At 53.9% G+C, this 15,754-nt stretch carries 11 protein-coding genes; 3 read left to right on the forward strand and 8 right to left on the reverse strand.

Going from position 1 to position 15,754, the window contains the following annotated elements; translation table 11 throughout:
- Positions 1-47: 47 nt before the first annotated feature.
- Positions 48-1,382, reverse strand: coding sequence for a hypothetical protein (locus ACEN9A_RS30065; RefSeq protein WP_258671766.1), 1,335 nt, complete (start codon positions 1,380-1,382; stop codon positions 48-50).
- A gap of 138 nt (positions 1,383-1,520) precedes the next feature.
- Between ACEN9A_RS30065 and ACEN9A_RS30070 the strand changes: the two genes are divergently transcribed.
- Positions 1,521-2,852: an RES family NAD+ phosphorylase gene (locus ACEN9A_RS30070; RefSeq protein WP_258671768.1), complete on the forward strand. Its 1,332-nt coding sequence runs from the start codon at positions 1,521-1,523 to the stop codon at positions 2,850-2,852.
- Between the two features lie 262 nt (positions 2,853-3,114).
- Here the strand turns inward: ACEN9A_RS30070 and ACEN9A_RS30075 are convergent, their stop codons facing one another.
- Positions 3,115-3,993 carry a LysR family transcriptional regulator gene (locus ACEN9A_RS30075; RefSeq protein WP_258671769.1) on the reverse strand — a complete coding sequence of 293 codons (879 nt, stop codon included), beginning with the start codon at positions 3,991-3,993 and terminating at the stop codon, positions 3,115-3,117.
- A gap of 124 nt (positions 3,994-4,117) precedes the next feature.
- Between ACEN9A_RS30075 and ACEN9A_RS30080 the strand changes: the two genes are divergently transcribed.
- Both ACEN9A_RS30080 and ACEN9A_RS30085 read left to right on the forward strand, forming a co-directional pair.
- Positions 4,118-4,810, forward strand: a complete 693-nt coding sequence (locus tag ACEN9A_RS30080; RefSeq protein WP_258671770.1) for an aspartate/glutamate racemase family protein — start codon at positions 4,118-4,120, stop codon at positions 4,808-4,810.
- A gap of 50 nt (positions 4,811-4,860) precedes the next feature.
- Complete coding sequence (locus tag ACEN9A_RS30085; protein ID WP_258671771.1) at positions 4,861-5,580, forward strand: glutamine amidotransferase; 720 nt, start codon at positions 4,861-4,863, stop codon at positions 5,578-5,580.
- 89 nt (positions 5,581-5,669) lie between these two features.
- Here the strand turns inward: ACEN9A_RS30085 and ACEN9A_RS30090 are convergent, their stop codons facing one another.
- From ACEN9A_RS30090 to glmS, 6 genes are all read right to left on the reverse strand, one after another.
- Complete coding sequence (locus ACEN9A_RS30090) at positions 5,670-7,355, reverse strand: TniQ family protein (RefSeq protein WP_258671772.1); 1,686 nt, start codon at positions 7,353-7,355, stop codon at positions 5,670-5,672.
- A 125-nt stretch (positions 7,356-7,480) separates the two neighbouring features.
- Entirely contained in the window at positions 7,481-9,148 is a 1,668-nt protein-coding gene (locus ACEN9A_RS30095; protein WP_258671773.1) for a TnsD family Tn7-like transposition protein, read from the reverse strand.
- Positions 9,149-9,163: 15 nt separating this feature from the next.
- Positions 9,164-10,624, reverse strand: coding sequence for an ATP-binding protein (locus ACEN9A_RS30100; protein ID WP_008041421.1), 1,461 nt, complete (start codon positions 10,622-10,624; stop codon positions 9,164-9,166).
- Positions 10,621-12,789 (reverse strand): TnsB C-terminal domain-containing protein, encoded by a 2,169-nt coding sequence (locus tag ACEN9A_RS30105; RefSeq protein WP_258671775.1) that lies wholly within the window; start codon positions 12,787-12,789, stop codon positions 10,621-10,623. The genes ACEN9A_RS30100 and ACEN9A_RS30105 overlap by 4 nt, the downstream gene beginning before the upstream one ends.
- Positions 12,786-13,640, reverse strand: a complete 855-nt coding sequence (locus ACEN9A_RS30110; RefSeq protein ID WP_258671776.1) for a TnsA endonuclease N-terminal domain-containing protein — start codon at positions 13,638-13,640, stop codon at positions 12,786-12,788. The genes ACEN9A_RS30105 and ACEN9A_RS30110 overlap by 4 nt, the downstream gene beginning before the upstream one ends.
- Positions 13,641-13,920: 280 nt before the next feature.
- On the reverse strand, positions 13,921-15,753 hold the full coding sequence (gene glmS / locus ACEN9A_RS30115) for a glutamine--fructose-6-phosphate transaminase (isomerizing) (protein WP_019580348.1): 1,833 nt from the start codon (positions 15,751-15,753) through the stop codon (positions 13,921-13,923).
- Between the last annotated feature and the right edge of the window lies 1 nt (position 15,754).

Consider the following 15,754-nt stretch of genomic DNA (forward strand, 5'->3'; position numbering starts at 1 on the left):
AACACACCACCTACCTTCATGAGACTGCGCCTGAGTTAGCCGCATGGTCACGGCTTGGGTGGGAGGTTCGCCACGCCGCGATTGAGCAAGTCGAGCAGGACGATTTCACGGACCTGTTGTGCTTGCGCCAGGCCAACCAGGGCGTTTGCCGCTTCGCGTGCAAGGCGACGTGCCAAGACCCGCTGTTGGGTGGAGATGATGCGACCTTCAGGGCGCCCGTGAACGTAGGTGCATCGCATATCGTATAGGTCCAGATACTCCTTCGCTGCACCCGGCTCGACGATGGCGGCGCTCAGTCTTGCAGCAACCCTGCGTGTCGGCGATTCGTCGTGATTATCGCCTGTCAGTCGCAGCTTGCGTCTGTGGTCTGCCTCGGCGCCAAACGCGGCCTCAATCATGATGAGGTGCGCCATCACTTCATCGATGCTATCGGAAAGGAACGCACGGACCAGGAAGTGCTCCACCGGAGTTGAGAAAAGTTCCGACGCCTGGGTACTCGCTGCCTGCAGCAGCGCCCACCTGGCTTCCAGTGCCTGCCGCACATCCTCGGCGGTTGCCCAGGTTCGCAGCCACATCGGGCGTTCAGATTCCTCCCACTCGTCGTGGTCCACTTGGTAGGAGTACGGCTCCCACGACAGCCGCTCAGGGGGTGGCGGCGGGTGCGGGAAAGCGCACAGGTCATCGTCGACGGTGTAGACCCAAGGCAGCTGGAATCCCCGCCAATCCACCTCGGTCATCTCGGCCCAGTCCTCCCATGGCGCCAGCAGCAGGAAGAAAAGCGCGCGCTCTACCGCCGCGGGGAAGCGCCCGCGGTGGGGAACAATCTCGCCCAGATCCTTTCCGATGGGGAAGTCCAGCCAGGAGAACTGGCGATTGCCCGATTCGCCGCGAACAGACACGTCTTCCTCTACGACCATCCAATGAAACTGGGACAGACGCTGAGCGTCCAGCCGTATGCCTGGATAACAGCGCTCTAAGCGGGGCGCATTGAACAAAACCTCAAGTTCGGCAGCGGTGAATCGACCCATCCGGGCATTGCCAAACTGGAAGGACGGGAGCTCATCGGCCATATCGAGCGGGCAGAGGTAACGCCGCCTAGTGGTGGTCCGTTGAAACTCGTGAGCCAACGCGGCAGCCACCTTACCCATGTCTGGCCTGGGCTGGTTGGGCAGATGGGGGGTGCTGCATGGCAGACCCAGCGACCTAAGCGCATTGCCGATGGAGACCTCCAGCCCGAAGGTGGATTTTCCGCTGCGGTAGCGCTTGGTGAGCAACTCCTTAAGTGCGACGAACTCGCGGCTGCTCCAGAGATTCTGTGGGCCAGGTGGCGGGATGTCCCACAGCGCTTGAAGGGCAGCGACAAGAGATTTATCTGCGGACATGAGTTGCTCGGCCCTCCTTGGAATGTCTGTTCAAATGATCCCTGATGGAGATTACCTTAATGGTGCAGTGCAATCAGCTGCCGCTTTTGGGAGCTACACGGGCGCTGCCAGCTTTGCTAAGTAGATGGCTCCAGCCATATGTATGAGAAAAAGACCCTTCAGGAAGAAGCGATGATTTGTATTGAATGCGTCACTCCGGAACCTCTCAAGAAGCTGTTCGATGCGCACGGGCAGGAAGCTGGCTGCAAGTATTGCCAGCGCCGCGGGAAGGCAATTGAGTCCCAGATTCTATTTGAATACGTCTATGCCCGGGTTCGCGAGAATATTGCCCGTAAGGAGAGTCTCTCGGACTACGAGCTCAGCATGTTGTATGGGGCCAGGATTGAGCTTTTCCCCATTGCAGAGATAGATATTGTTCTCTCGGAATGGTTTGATCTCGGCAACGAACCATATTTCGACGATTTGTGTAGCGGTGTTCCAGATGAATTCAATCTGGATGATGCCGGCGACACTACGCACTTTTATGGCGAGGACGACGCGATGGAAGTAAACCTCTACGAAGGTCTTTGGGACCAGTTCGTTGAGGGTGTGCAGTACACGCACCGCTTCTTCAACGCGAATGCCGGAGAATTTCTCGACTCGATTTTCTCCTTTCTGGTCGCCGATAACGAAAGCCTTAAGTCTGAAGCTATCCGGACCATGGCCAATGGCGACTTGATGTACCGTGCGCGTCTTGCTAAAGGTTTCAGCGATGCGGAGAAGATAATTAATGATCCCGCTGGCCAATTCGGCCCTACTCCGAGATTCCTGGCAAGCAGTCAAAGGATGACGCCGAACGGTATCTCCGCTCTGTACTGCGCGCTGGAGCGAGAGACCTGTCTGAGCGAAATCCGCTCCATCACCGGGGATCATGTGGTGAGCACGGCGCTGACTCCAGTCGCCGAACTGAAGCTCCTTGACCTCACGGCACTGGACCAGGTTGAACCTCCGGATCTGTCGCTCCTGGACGTAGGGTTTCGTGAGGCGCTACATCGCAAGGTATTCCTGGGCTCACTTGTCAAAAAGATGTCCAGGCCAAAGGCTCGTAATGATGAGCTGAGCTATCTGTCGACTCAGGTGGTGTTCGAGTACCTACGGCTGCGCTTTGGCAAGCAGGTCGACGGTCTGGTCTTCCCATCCGTGCAGACGGGTGAGGCGGGTACCAACGTAGTCTTATTCCCCGAGGCCAGCCGCCTTGCCTATGTACCCCCGCCGGAGGCCGACGCTGAAAGACTTGGCGACGAAAAACCCCCCGTTGTGGTCGAGGTCGAATTGGACAATCCGTTTAAGCCGCCTACCAAGGTAATTGTTGTGCACGGCTCAATTCGGTATCACAAGGTTACGGCGATTGAGACCCAAGCCCGCGAGTATCGCCATATCTACGATATCTTCATGAGCGACGAGACACGCAAGCGGCTGAACTTAGACTAGGAAGCAGGGCTTCTCTGCAGAGGCACCGGTGTTGCGACCAGTGCCTTATGGGCGACCTTTTGGCCGATAGCTGCTGTCGCCAACGGCGGCTACGGGGTCGATTCCAGCCGGTCGAGGTCGCGAATTGTGCTTGTCAAATCCGATGAAAACGCTTGGTCAGCTCGAATGCAATTGAGCGGTCAGTGGCAATGCAAATGGGTGGTCAAGTGGAGTGCAATTACGCAGAAAACAACCAAAATCAGACATTCGCAGAAATGTGTTCCTACGCACTAGATCCCCGATACCTAGCTATCTCATCCCGAATAGATTGCAACGCGCGCGATTCGTGACCACAACGCCAGACCAGGTGGGTTCGAACACGTGCAACCTTGGGCGGCAGAGGGAGCGCCCTGACCAGGCTTTCCACCTGAACGGCCTTGAGAACGGACTGCGGCATGATTGCCACCCCCGTACCCGCTGCCACACACGCTGATATCGCATGATAGGAAGCGAGCTCGAGCACTCTGGTGGGCACGATTTCGCAGGTCTCTAGCCAGCTCTCCAGAATGCGCCTGAACGAGCAGCCCTTGGCGAAAGCGATGATCGTCGATCCTTGCAGTGCTCGGGCATTAACGATCGGGCTGTTCTTCGCGACGATGAGAGCCAGCTCCTCGATGAAGACTTCCTGGCTCTCCAGACCAGCAGCGGTGAACGGATCTGAGACGAATGCGGCCTCGATCTGACCGCGATGAACCTGAGCAATTAGCGAATCCGTTGATCCGGATATCAACTCAATCTGAACATCTGGAAAGCGTTCGTGATAGCTGGACAGTAGCGGAGGAAGTCTCGCGGCAGCGGTACTTTCGAGCGTGCCGATTCGAAGTGCACCTTGCAGGGTGCCGCGTTTAAGCGCGGTCTCCGCTTCGATGGAAAGGCGAAGCAATTTTTCAGCATACTGATGCAGCAGCCGCCCCTCATCCGACGGAATCAGCTTTCCACCTTGGCGATGGAAAAGCGCCACGCCCAAGCGCTCCTCCAGGTTTTTCACCCTCGTGGTGATATTCGATTGCACGCGATTGAGCTGGGCTGCCGCATTCGTGATGCTGCCGTAGTCCACCACTGCTTTGAATATTTGCAGTGAGTCTAAATCCAAGTTTCTCATTTTGAGAATCCAGTATGCTGATTATTCATTATTTGTGAATATCTTCGCAGCATACACTCCAGCCGATACGAATGGGCACTCGTCTGCCGTCAATCATCGGGAATCCGGATATAGGAGGTGTGAAGTGCGGAAGATTGGTCTCATTGGTGGCATGAGCTACGAGGGCTCTGCGGTGTATTACCGAGAGTTAAATCGAGGAATCAACCAGCGGTTAGGCGGGCTTCATTCGGCGCAGGTGCTGCTGCATTCGGTGGATTTCCAGACTATTGTCGATAAGCAAAAAGCCGGCGAATGGGATAAGGCCGGGCTTCAGCTTGCTGAAGTGGCTCGAAGCCTAGAAAGCGCAGGCGCTGACTGCGTGATGATTTGCGCGGTGACCATGCACTTGGTGGCAGATGCGGTAATGGCGGCTACACCTCTACCCTTCATCCACATCGTCGATGTCGTGGCGGATCACCTCAAGATCGCAGGTCATAAGAAACCTCTCCTGATCGCGACTCGCTACACAATGGAGAACGGCTTCTACCCAGCCCGTATGCGGGAACATGGTATTGAAGTGCTCGTCCCCGATAGCGCGGGTCGCGGTCAAATCCATGACATCATCTTCAACGAGCTCAGCCTGGGGATTGTTCGTGAGGAATCGCGAGCGGTGCTTTTGTCTTTGATCGAGCAAGGCAAAGCCGAAGGTGCTGACTCTGTCATTTTTGGGTGCACAGAAATATGCCTGATCCTGGAGACAGATAAACTTGCTTTACCAGGCTTCGACTCGACTGCCATTCATATCGAAGCAGGGATCGAATTCGCACTGGGAGATTGATCTGTCCAACTGCATCCCTGATCCATTCCCCCCATATAGGGTATTTACTGTTGGTTTTACCTAAGGTCCTCATTGTTCAAGTCGGCACGCCACCCGATGACATCCGCGATCAACTTGGTGACCTGCCTGCCTGGTTTGGAACAGCCCTTGGTGTCTCATCAGACGAGGTGACCGTAGTACGAGCTTTTGAGGGCGAACGGTTACCTGATCCTTGTGACGATTGCGTCGCTATCATCACCGGCTCTTGGGCAATGGTCACCGACCGAGAGCCCTGGAGCGAATACGTAGCGCAGTGGATTCGCGAAGCCATGACTATTGAGATGCCGCTGTTCGGAGTGTGCTATGGGCATCAGCTCATGGCTCACGCGTTAGGTGGTGTTGTCGACTATCACCCTGATGGGCGCGAAGTGGGCTGCGAAATGATCCAGCTGCTGCCCGTCGCCATGGAAGATGAACTGTTGAAGCAGTGGCCAGCTCGATTCCCAGCTCACCTCACTCATGAACAGACCGTCATCACTCTTCCTGAAGGCGCTATCGCACTGGCTCGCTCGAATCATGACCCGCACCAGATAATTCGATACGGGCGCCATGCAATATCCACTCAATACCATCCGGAGTTCAGTCCGGGTCACCTTGAAGCCTTGATCCGACGTCGCTCTGCCCTGCTGATTGCTGAGCATCGTGACCCGATCAAAATGCTCAATGACCTTCAGGAAACACCTGACGCTCAAGCGGTACTGCGACGCTTCGTGCAAAGCCATTCGAAATGACCGTCAGGTAACCAAGGCATCCGAAATGGAGATTGCATCAGGATGATCTCGCGATCACCCCTCAGCTGCGGTTGGTAGTTAACCTGGTCTCACATCAGCTCCGAGAGCTCGAAGCCAGATCCCCTCCGACGATATGCATGCCCACCCAAAATGACATCAAAACCGGGAGGCCCTTCCCAATTCCGCGATACGCCTGTCGACCTGAGTAGGGTCTCAGGCTCAATACCGTTTTTGGCGAAATGCTCAAGATTCCACTCAAAGAAGCTGAAAAGTATTGGGAAAACTTGAGCAGGTACCGTGGAGACTAACCTGAGACTTCCAGTGTTCAATGGGAGGTTTAGCCTTCGCATTTCCGCAATTGCCCACACCAGGCGCCTTAATCGAAAATGCCAGACAGACTCAAGATGACGCTCAACCATCTGAGTGACTAAAGGAAATTTCTGTTTACGAATTGCTGGTATAGGGTTCATGCGGGTTGGAAGCAATTTCAGGAGATTGCCGATGTTTACACGCTTCTGATCTTTCGTAACTCGATACAAACCATCGACACCTGCTTGAATGATGTCAGCATATGATGGATCTCGTGGGTCGCTAGCCTCCTCTACCGACAGGGGCTCGTGTTTCACCGCGCGGAGTTTCGCCATAAGCCATGAGTTGTCATGTTCCGTGATCCATCGAGTAGCTTGATAAGCATTCGCCCAGAGATGTTCCAAGTTAATGTCCGGACGCAGCGCCATAAGCGTTTCTATTTTTTGCCGATGCTGATCCTTCTTACTAGGCCGCCCCTGCTTAACTTTGGAAGGTATCCCAGAATTAGCAGCGCTAAAAAGAATCAACTCTTTTCTCAAGTACAGCTCAAACTTTTCGACACTACCGAACAGATGAAACGCGATAATCAAATGCCGGGCTAACGGCATATCGATCTGGCCTTTATAAACCCGAAATCTGATCCAGGTCTGAAGCTTCCCTTGGTCAAAAGCCCTGTCCATCTGCGACAGAACCTCATCCCCAAATTTAGCTCTAATACTATCAATCAACTTTGCAGTACTGATTAGTTCGCCGTGAGTGAAACCACGTTTCCTAGTCTGCCGAACAAGGCAGGAGTAAAGAACTTTACTGCACACCGATGGAAGATTACGCTGGAGAACTTCATACGCGAAAATTGCAAACTTCATCTCAACGTCCGATGCCTTCGCCCCTTCTGCAGCGTTTAACGGACTCCAACCGCATACACATTGTTCGGTTAAGCTCGGGAGTAATTTGTACCTCCGATAGAATGGGTGGGAGCACTTTGGGCAGGCATGAATAAGCCGCTCGCCATGACGCCAGCAAGCCATGACACCAGGCATATGGTGTGACCGATGCCAGTAGGCATAGCCAAGCTCCAAGAGATCCTGCTGTACGCAGCTGAGACAGATCCTAGCCTTTCCGTGAACAGTTACTTCTCGACGCGGTACACGCGCCACTTCAGAAACAACGCTCCCGTCAGCTCCTTTTTCCGCATCGTCGCGCATACCCAAAAAAGGCCGATAGGCTGGAAAAGTGGTGTTGTTGCTGATGAGTTCGTTGAGATTGCGCTCTCTATCCCCCGGCAGCTTCGCTGCGAGTACCTCGATCTGTTTAGGAAGCATTCCGACTCCAAATGGAGTCGAGTCGAACAGATCATGAAAGGTCTCTGCTTCGGTTCTGTTACCTGACAGGTAGTGATAACGGGTGATACGAGAATGCAACATCTCGTCCGGCATCGACATTGGGAAAAAAAGCAGATCAGACATCAGTTATCGACTTACAAGGTAGGGCTCGCAAAGGACACATATCCCGGGTTCGGCCCCTTGTAACACACGTCAACCTGTACCAGGGTAAGGATTTTCTTAACACGTGGCGCCCGATCATCACCTGACTAAATCCTAAGCCTGATACTCGCAGTCCTGTAGAGAGACGACTGACTTATGGTCTTTCCCTCCGAACGAAGCTTTTGCCTCGCCCACCACAATCGTCGATTGTGGAACTCTTCAAGAGACTCACAAAACTCGATGAGTGCTGCTGCACAGAGGGGTAGCTTGGAGAGTTGTTTCTCGAAACGGGACAGCACGTGAAGCTCTCGACCGATCCTGGTGCGTGAGATCCGGACAGGTTTTCCCGGCAAAGAGCGAAGAGCTCGGGCACATTGCCCGACTTGCTTGGCAAGTCTCACATCGAGAACGGCGAACATGTCAGCGCTATCCGCTCTGTTTGCATGATCGGCAGCTCGCTTCGCAATGCACTCCGTCAGCCAAGGCCGATCGCAACGATACAGCCAAGCGTACCCCCGGCAGTCATGTGCCTTCTGCAAGCGATACTCAGCATCGAAGACCATTCGTCTTTCGCGGAGCTGGCTGAGAAACCTTGCCTCTTTCCAGGCGTCTGACCCACCTTCCACGCCGCGGATGGTCCGGTAGACGTGGACCAGCGAAACCCCTAGTACTGAAGCGATCTTTCTCGCATCGGCTCCCGCGAGCGCATGTTTCCACACCGCCATCGATATACAGTCCAGCCCCTCAATGTCAAACATCCGTGGAGCGCACTTTGGGAGTTGAGAGACAGCCGTAATAGGGGGCGCTGTCTGTGGCTCGCATAATGTCTCTTTACCCAGCACGCTCTCCATATCGACCCTCAGTGCGCTGGCCAACAGGATGTACTTGAGAGGATGGTGGGAGTCTCTTGGCTTGCGCAGTAGCTTAGTGACCCATGTGGCGGGGACTCCCTCTCGAGCCTCGCTGAGTACCGAATATTCCCAGGTATTCGGAAGTGTTCGGCAAAATGCAGCCATATGCTGCGCAAGACGTCGTAGATGCAAGCGACGGGGCTTGGAAGTAAGGTCGTGTTCCACGGCCCCTTGCAGAAGCGTGGAGCGCACTTTGGAGGTCGACAGCGCATGGACCTCAGATTCGAGCACCAGTAGTGAGCGCAGCGCTATGTCGTGTAGCGCCGGCAGACAGATCAATGGGACATGAAGCGGTATCGAGTGTGCTTGCACACTGTCATCGCCAGGCAGGTTGAGTTGCCGAGAATTGCGACTGAACCAGCGATGATCCACGACGTTGAGCAAGGTGCAATGATAGGGACACACCAACACACCAGGGAGCGTGTGAACCCGATGCCAATAGGCGACTCCGACTCGAACCTGATCCTGGACTACACAGTCTGGGCAAAAACGCATTCTGGAGGCGAACCCGAGACGACTCGCATTGACGCCCAATTTGAGCATCAGCCCTGTTCCATCGCCGGCCATCAAAGCCTGGGCTTGATCCACTTGATCCTGGCTGACAAAGGGGGCGTAGTAGGGCAACAGCGTGTGACGCTTGATGACCTCGGCCACCGACAAGCTCGTACCGCAAGGCAGGGCTTCGACAAGTTCGTCCAAGTGGCTTGGGAACGCCACACTCTGCGAGAAGGCCGCTGGGAATCTCGCTCCGGCGAAAGCGACCTTGACGCTGCGAACACCGCAAAGGCGTGCATAACGAGAAAGCACGCTGTGTAGTGTCTCGTCGGGAAATGCTGTGGGGAAGAAATGGAATTTGAGATCCATTTCACCACCTCCAACTCACTTTTTGCGATACGTCGGTGAAAACTCAAACAGATCGTTATTTATCCAACCTGCGGCCCTTAACGCTTCAAGTGGAGAATCGTGTTCGCTCAGCGCTTTAGCCTCAGAGAACTCTACAGCGACAGCAGCAGGTGCCTGGGGTTTATTCGTGGAAACTGCTGGAGTCGGGTTTGTCGGATGTTCACGCGATACGACACTCCGAAGCAGGGCGAGGCGGTCTGCTCGAACCAGTCCATCGAACGCCATCATGTCGTTCAGTTGCTCTTCGATCGGCAGCAGGTCGTCGAACTGCCGCATCCGCTTTGGATCTCGACTGCGCAGGGCTGACAGTGCTGGCTTCAGGATCTGCATCTTGGAGTTGCTCACCTTTGCAATTATCTCGGCAGTCAAACACTCCAAACCACTTTGAACCGCATAACGCTGACTCAACACCAACAGCTTGACGAGAAAATCTGTAACGCCTTGGGTGTGCTCATACAACACATCGAAAATCTCGCCAGTCAGTTCAGCCGTCTGCTTGCACCACTGATAGCTCCAAAGGTTCCCGACCAGCATTTTCCATTCGTCATCTTCTTTTTCGAAGCGTTTGAACTCCAGCATGCCCACGCCGCAGCAACGACGGGCGTTGCGCATGACATCCGAAAACAAGCTGATCATCGAGTTTGTACCGATGAAAACGACAGGAATTCCGATGTTGTTAACCAAGTTGAGGAAGAAGTTCAGCATGCTCTCCTTGCCACCGGTTTTAGCTAGGTGGAGGTTCTGAAGCTCGTCGATTAGCAACGCACCTATGAAAAATGTGCTGGCGACCTGCTCCATCTGCTGCAGCGCATCATTGATGTTCCGATGCCGGTGACGCTTGTGATAGTCCTTGTCCCCCAGGGCATTTCCAACGGCATAAAAGAACTGCTGGCAAAATCCCGACAAGGAACCATCTCGGGGGCAGTCGAGCTTAAGCCAAGTGATTTGGGTGTGGACGAATTGCTTACCCTCATAACGCTCATGACGAATCGTTTGTGGATAAAGACTCAAGATGGCGTGCAGAGCTGTCGACTTACCAATGCCGCTTAGCCCCACCACACTGAAGGTCTCAGCGGTCGACTTGAAAGCGTCATGGTAACGCTGAGCTCCCGACAAGGAATGCAAATGCCTAACGGTATCAGGTGACGTGGGATTACGACCCACGTACCCCCGGCGGATGAGCAGTGAGAACATGGACTCTAAATCCAGGTGAAGCAAAAAGGGCTGCACCACTGTTCTCAAACGATCTATGCAGTGAATCCGGATTGCCCCATCCAGGGTGAGTTCTTCGGGATCCACTGGCTGAGGAAAATTCGAGATCAACTCCGCAGCTTCTGTATCCGTAAGGATCGGAGGCAATGCTTCGATCAGCGGGTTGCCAGCGTATTCAGGGATGGGCTGTTTGGTGTAGCTCGCAAAAATCTGGGCGCCTTTCATTTGGTGTGTCCTGGGCGGATTCTCTTGAGCATATCGATGATCTCTGCACTGCGTGGGCCGGCATATGACTCATGTGTATTGGGAGTTGATCCAGTCTCCCGATCAGTTGGCTGCGCCCGCACCCCATCAGGAACAGGAGCATTCTCGCGCTCCATAAATCGCTCCGCAGCCCGATTCTCGCGAATGTTTCCTACGGCTTCCGCTTTTGTGGCGGGTACCGGTTCTTGCTTCTGCTCCGCAAGCGCATTGTTGATGATCTTACTGACCACGTCGGTTAGATCCACACGGCTTTCCAACTCGGCGCGCCGGTGTGCAGGTGGTTTTTGTCGATAGGCTTCGATCAAATCATAGATTTCGTCCGAGCGATAACCGGCGTACTTAGTATCCGACTGGCGAAGATCACAACGGATGAACTGCTTACTATCATTGTGAATCCAGATATGAGCAGAGGAATTCGGGTCGTACCAACACTCTACCGACCAGACCCCACGACTGCGGGCCTTGGCAAACCAGTTTTTCTCCACAGCCATTTCACAGACATAGTGCATTCCGCGGAACATCAGCCCACCTTTTTGAACGGTTGCCCGATCACGAGGCAACAGGTGGAGATATACCAGCTCGTCTGGCCGACTATTGGGCTCGATTAGTTCGTTTTCAGAAGCCCATGTCCAAATCCCAATAGGAGTAGGCTCAACACCATCATTCATCATCGCCTGGGTGAGCCGACCGGGCTGCCGATGATGCCGGTTGTAGTGGAGGACACACCTGATGATGATCTGAGTGAACTCTTTCAGGTTCAGCGTTGCGTCGAGCCGGTTATCTCGTTCGCCCCTCTCTTGCTCGCGCGCAGCCACTCCACCGGGAAGCCACCTGATCCCGGTGAGGTCATTCAAAATACCGAACCGGCTCTCCACCATCGGCTTCCAATCTGGTCGAAAAGGCGGTGCAGTCCCCATCTCGATGCCCAGACCTGTCGCAAGTCCCTCTGATGCCATCGACAGCATCTCACCCCTGTCTGAGTAGATGTTGTACGGCAAGTGGTGGCAGTCCCAGTCCTCTGGGTCGATCTCGACATCATTCTGAGCACAGAACTCGACCTTGGAGGTGAAAGCATTGAATAGCGCTTGCCTAGCGCCATTCCAGCTAGGGCCCTCCAGTCCCACATAAAGGCCAACGATCATTCCAGAGAAACTATCGACTACGATGTAAAGTACCGGCCGACCTATCAGCATTCGCCTAGAGTAGCTATTTACCAAATAAATATCGGCAATCGTTGCATCGATTTCGAACTGATGACAGGGGCCACGAAGCCAATCGCGGACAGTACCAGACAGCGGACGACAGTCCTTAAGCCATTTTTTTAATCCTTTACGCCCACGCTCAGTCTCGACCTCATCAAAAAATTTCCTACCCCAATTATAGAACTGGTGATAGTTCGGTATTTCTGAGCTAGGTAACAGACGACACCCCTCACCATCTTTCTTAGACATATCCTTTACTGAATAGAACTTTTTCAGCATTTCGTCATAAGCGCTGACAATAGAGGGTTTTTTATCATTAACGTACAAAGAGTACCCCAACCGGATACAACGTTTGTCAACGGCGTTAATAATTTTGGCAGGTTGGACAAGAACTCCTTGAAACCTTGGCCGCCTCCCCGGCGGTCTACTGGGATCATAGTTTCGTTCTGGAACCCCCACTGCCGTATAATTATTCAGCAATGAGTTTCTCACCTGACCATAAACCCAATACCGGTAGAGCAGTCGATAAATAGTTTTGCGCTGAATTCCAAGCTCCGAAGCTCTGTTCGACACCAATCTCCCTAGTTCACCACGCACAAATAGTTGTCCAGGATAACTAGACTCAATCAGCGGGGCTATGACATCCCATTTATCATCTCTGGCTTGCTTCGCTTTCTCGCTCAGATCGTCTTCAAGCACCATCATGAACTCTGGCGTAGTGATGGTTACTGGCTTGGTATCACCGGAACTCAACGAGCAGCAAAAACCCTCTAGGCCAACAGCATAGGGCTGCCGAAAAGGTTCTGTTAACCCAATGACAAACACCACATCATGTTTTTCATCGAGATGGATAGCCCTAACCATGTCGCTGATAACGGAGAGCTCTGTAACCGGTTCAAATACGCCATTAACGACAACTTTCATGACATATTCTCCTTCAATGATATCTGACCGGCGGCTTGAACAACTTCAAACTCTGGCAAAGCATCAGTCAATAAGAGAGGGGCATTCAACAAATCAATCTTGACGACTTTATTCCAGACAAAATAAAAAAACACTCCTCTGGCGTCGGCATATGATATAGATAACTGAGAGGCAATTTTTCGCAGACACTCAGCCAAACTCCATGGATAGGGTCTGCTGTTCTCTAGGAGCTCGATGAATCTAGCATGCAAGGATGACTTCATTAAGTCCCTCGGCAGCTTTGAGTATTTCCTGAGCATACCAAGATTCTTTATCAAATCCCGAGTGAAATACTCTTCAGTAACGATATTCCAATCAACTCCTTGCTTTTGCCAAAACCGCTTTTCAACTTCAAGCTTTTCAAGCGTTCTCTTCGCCCCTTTACCATCCAAATCCTTTTGATACTTAACCGTTCTAGCAACAGTTTTAAAACCCCCACCTGGCTCTCGAACAGTTAATAGAAAATCTGTTGTCATTACATACGGCACTTTGGTGCCTGGGTACGTCGGATAACGGACACCTATTGAAGCGGCAATAGTTTGCACATGCTCTAGAGGTAACAAGGGGTATTGCTCACGAATATCCACAACGTCTTCAGAAAATTCGCAAACAAGGTGATAAGACCTCTCAAGGTCTGACAGAAGGTGATGTATCCGATCAACCTTCACTCCTGGGATCTTGTGCGAACGCCCCCTTGACGGAACATCCTGCACTCTTAGCCAAGGCACGTAGCTCGCTCCGGCGCCTGCGCCAAATCCGTTTGCAATGTGCCGTTCAATGTCCTGCTGTGATGCAAACCTGCGACCTCGCAACCCCCGCCTCCTCAGCTCGTGCGAACCGCTTCATTTCACGCTGGAAATAGTTGTAGGAAAAGATGCTCGGCCTAGCAGTCATCTCGAAGGCATTCCTAGGCTACTACAGCTAAAAATCGAAGCGATGAATCCAGACCGAAGGATCGATCCAGAAAAGGAAAACCCCCGTAAATACGGGGGTTTAGACCTTGTGTCAATCTATGTTGGCTTGTGTCAATCTTTATTATTTAGTGTCAATCTTTATTTTAAAGAACCATCGTTTTCATTGCCTGTGAAGAACTTATTCCACAGTCACCGACTTCGCCAAGTTACGTGGCTGGTCAACGTCAGTACCTTTCAACACCGCCACGTAGTACGACAACAACTGCAACGGAATGGTGTAGAGGATCGGCGACAGGATGTCGTGGATATGCGGCATGTGCACAACATGGGTGCCTTCACCGTTGGTCATGCCGGCCTGCTCGTCGGCGAAGACGATCAGTTCACCGCCGCGGGCGCGGACTTCCTGGAGGTTGGACTTCAACTTCTCCAGCAACTCGTTGTTCGGTGCCACGGTGACCACTGGCATGTCGTTATCCACAAGCGCCAGCGGGCCATGTTTCAGCTCGCCCGCCGGGTAGGCTTCGGCGTGGATGTAGGAGATTTCCTTGAGCTTGAGCGCCCCTTCCATCGCCACCGGGAATTGCGCACCGCGACCGAGGAACAGGGTGTGGTTCTTCTCGGCGAACAGCTCGGCGATTTTTTCCACAGTGCTGTCCATGGCCAGGGCTTCGCCCAGACGGGTCGGCAGGCGACGCAGTTCTTCCACCAGTGTGGCTTCGACGCCTGCGGCCAATGTGCCGCGAACCTGACCCAGGGCCAGGGTCAGCAACAGCAGGCCCACCAATTGAGTGGTGAAGGCTTTGGTCGAGGCCACGCCAATTTCGCGACCGGCCTGGGTCAGCAGCGTCAGGTCCGATTCACGCACCAGGGAGCTGATGCCGACGTTGCAGATTGCCAGGCTGGAAAGGAAGCCCAGTTCCTTGGCATTGCGCAGCGCAGCCAACGTGTCGGCGGTTTCACCTGACTGGGAGATGCTCACGAACAGGGTGTCGGGCTGCACCACCACCTTGCGATAACGGAATTCGCTGGCGACTTCGACCTGGCACGGGATGCCGGCCAATTCTTCGAGCCAGTAACGGGCAACCATACCGGCGTGATAGCTGGTGCCGCAGGCAACGATCTGTACATTACGCACCTTGGCGAACAGCTCGGCCGCTTGTGGACCAAACGCCTGGACCAGCACCTGATTCTGACTCAGGCGACCTTCAAGCGTGCGTTGCACCACGGCTGGTTGCTCGTGAATTTCCTTGAGCATGTAATGCCGGAACTCGCCTTTGTCAGCGGCTTCGGCACCGTCACGGTACTGAACGCTTTCACGCTCGACGAGCGTGCCGTTGATGTCCCAGATCTGCACGCTGTCGCGGCGAATTTCGGCGATATCGCCTTCTTCCAGGTACATGAAGCGGTCAGTGACCTGGCGCAGGGCCAACTGGTCGGAGGCCAAGAAGTTTTCACCCAGGCCCAGACCGATCACCAATGGGCTGCCACTGCGGGCTGCTACCAAGCGATCCGGTTGCCGAGCACTGATCACTGCCAGACCGTATGCGCCGTGCAGTTCTTTGACGGTCGCTTTCAGGGCCGCGGTCAGGTCGGGCTGCTCTTTGAGCTTTTCGTTGAGCAGATGGGCGATGACTTCAGTGTCTGTGTCCGAGGTGAACACATGGCCAAGGGCCTTGAGTTGCTCGCGCAGGGCTTCGTGGTTCTCGATGATGCCGTTGTGCACCACCGCCAGATCGCCCGAAAAATGCGGGTGAGCGTTGCGTTCGCATGGCGCGCCGTGGGTCGCCCAGCGGGTGTGGGCAATGCCCAGACGACCGACCAGAGGCTCTTCGATCAGCGCCTGTTCCAGTTCGCTGACCTTGCCCGGCCGACGCAGGCGCAAGAGTTTTTCATCGTTGGTGTACACCGCCACACCGGCGCTGTCATAACCACGGTATTCCAGACGCTTGAGGCCTTCGAGCAGGATGGCGGTAATGTTCCGTTCTGCGACTGCACCGACAATTCCACACATG

Source organism: Pseudomonas sp. Pseusp18 (assembly GCF_059506005.1).

Excerpts from the sequence above, each read along its gene's own strand:
- ACEN9A_RS30065 (WP_258671766.1), bottom strand. The coding sequence starts at position 1,382 with ATGTCCGCAGATAAATCTCTTGTCGCTGCCCTTCAAGCGCTGTGGGAC.
- ACEN9A_RS30070 (WP_258671768.1), top strand. The coding sequence starts at position 1,521 with ATGTATGAGAAAAAGACCCTTCAGGAAGAAGCGATGATTTGTATTGAA.
- ACEN9A_RS30075 (WP_258671769.1), bottom strand. The coding sequence starts at position 3,993 with ATGAGAAACTTGGATTTAGACTCACTGCAAATATTCAAAGCAGTGGTG.
- ACEN9A_RS30090 (WP_258671772.1), bottom strand. The coding sequence starts at position 7,355 with ATGTCTGATCTGCTTTTTTTCCCAATGTCGATGCCGGACGAGATGTTG.
- ACEN9A_RS30095 (WP_258671773.1), bottom strand. The coding sequence starts at position 9,148 with ATGGATCTCAAATTCCATTTCTTCCCCACAGCATTTCCCGACGAGACA.
- ACEN9A_RS30100 (WP_008041421.1), bottom strand. The coding sequence starts at position 10,624 with ATGAAAGGCGCCCAGATTTTTGCGAGCTACACCAAACAGCCCATCCCT.
- ACEN9A_RS30105 (WP_258671775.1), bottom strand. The coding sequence starts at position 12,789 with ATGAAAGTTGTCGTTAATGGCGTATTTGAACCGGTTACAGAGCTCTCC.
- glmS (WP_019580348.1), bottom strand. The coding sequence starts at position 15,753 with ATGTGTGGAATTGTCGGTGCAGTCGCAGAACGGAACATTACCGCCATC.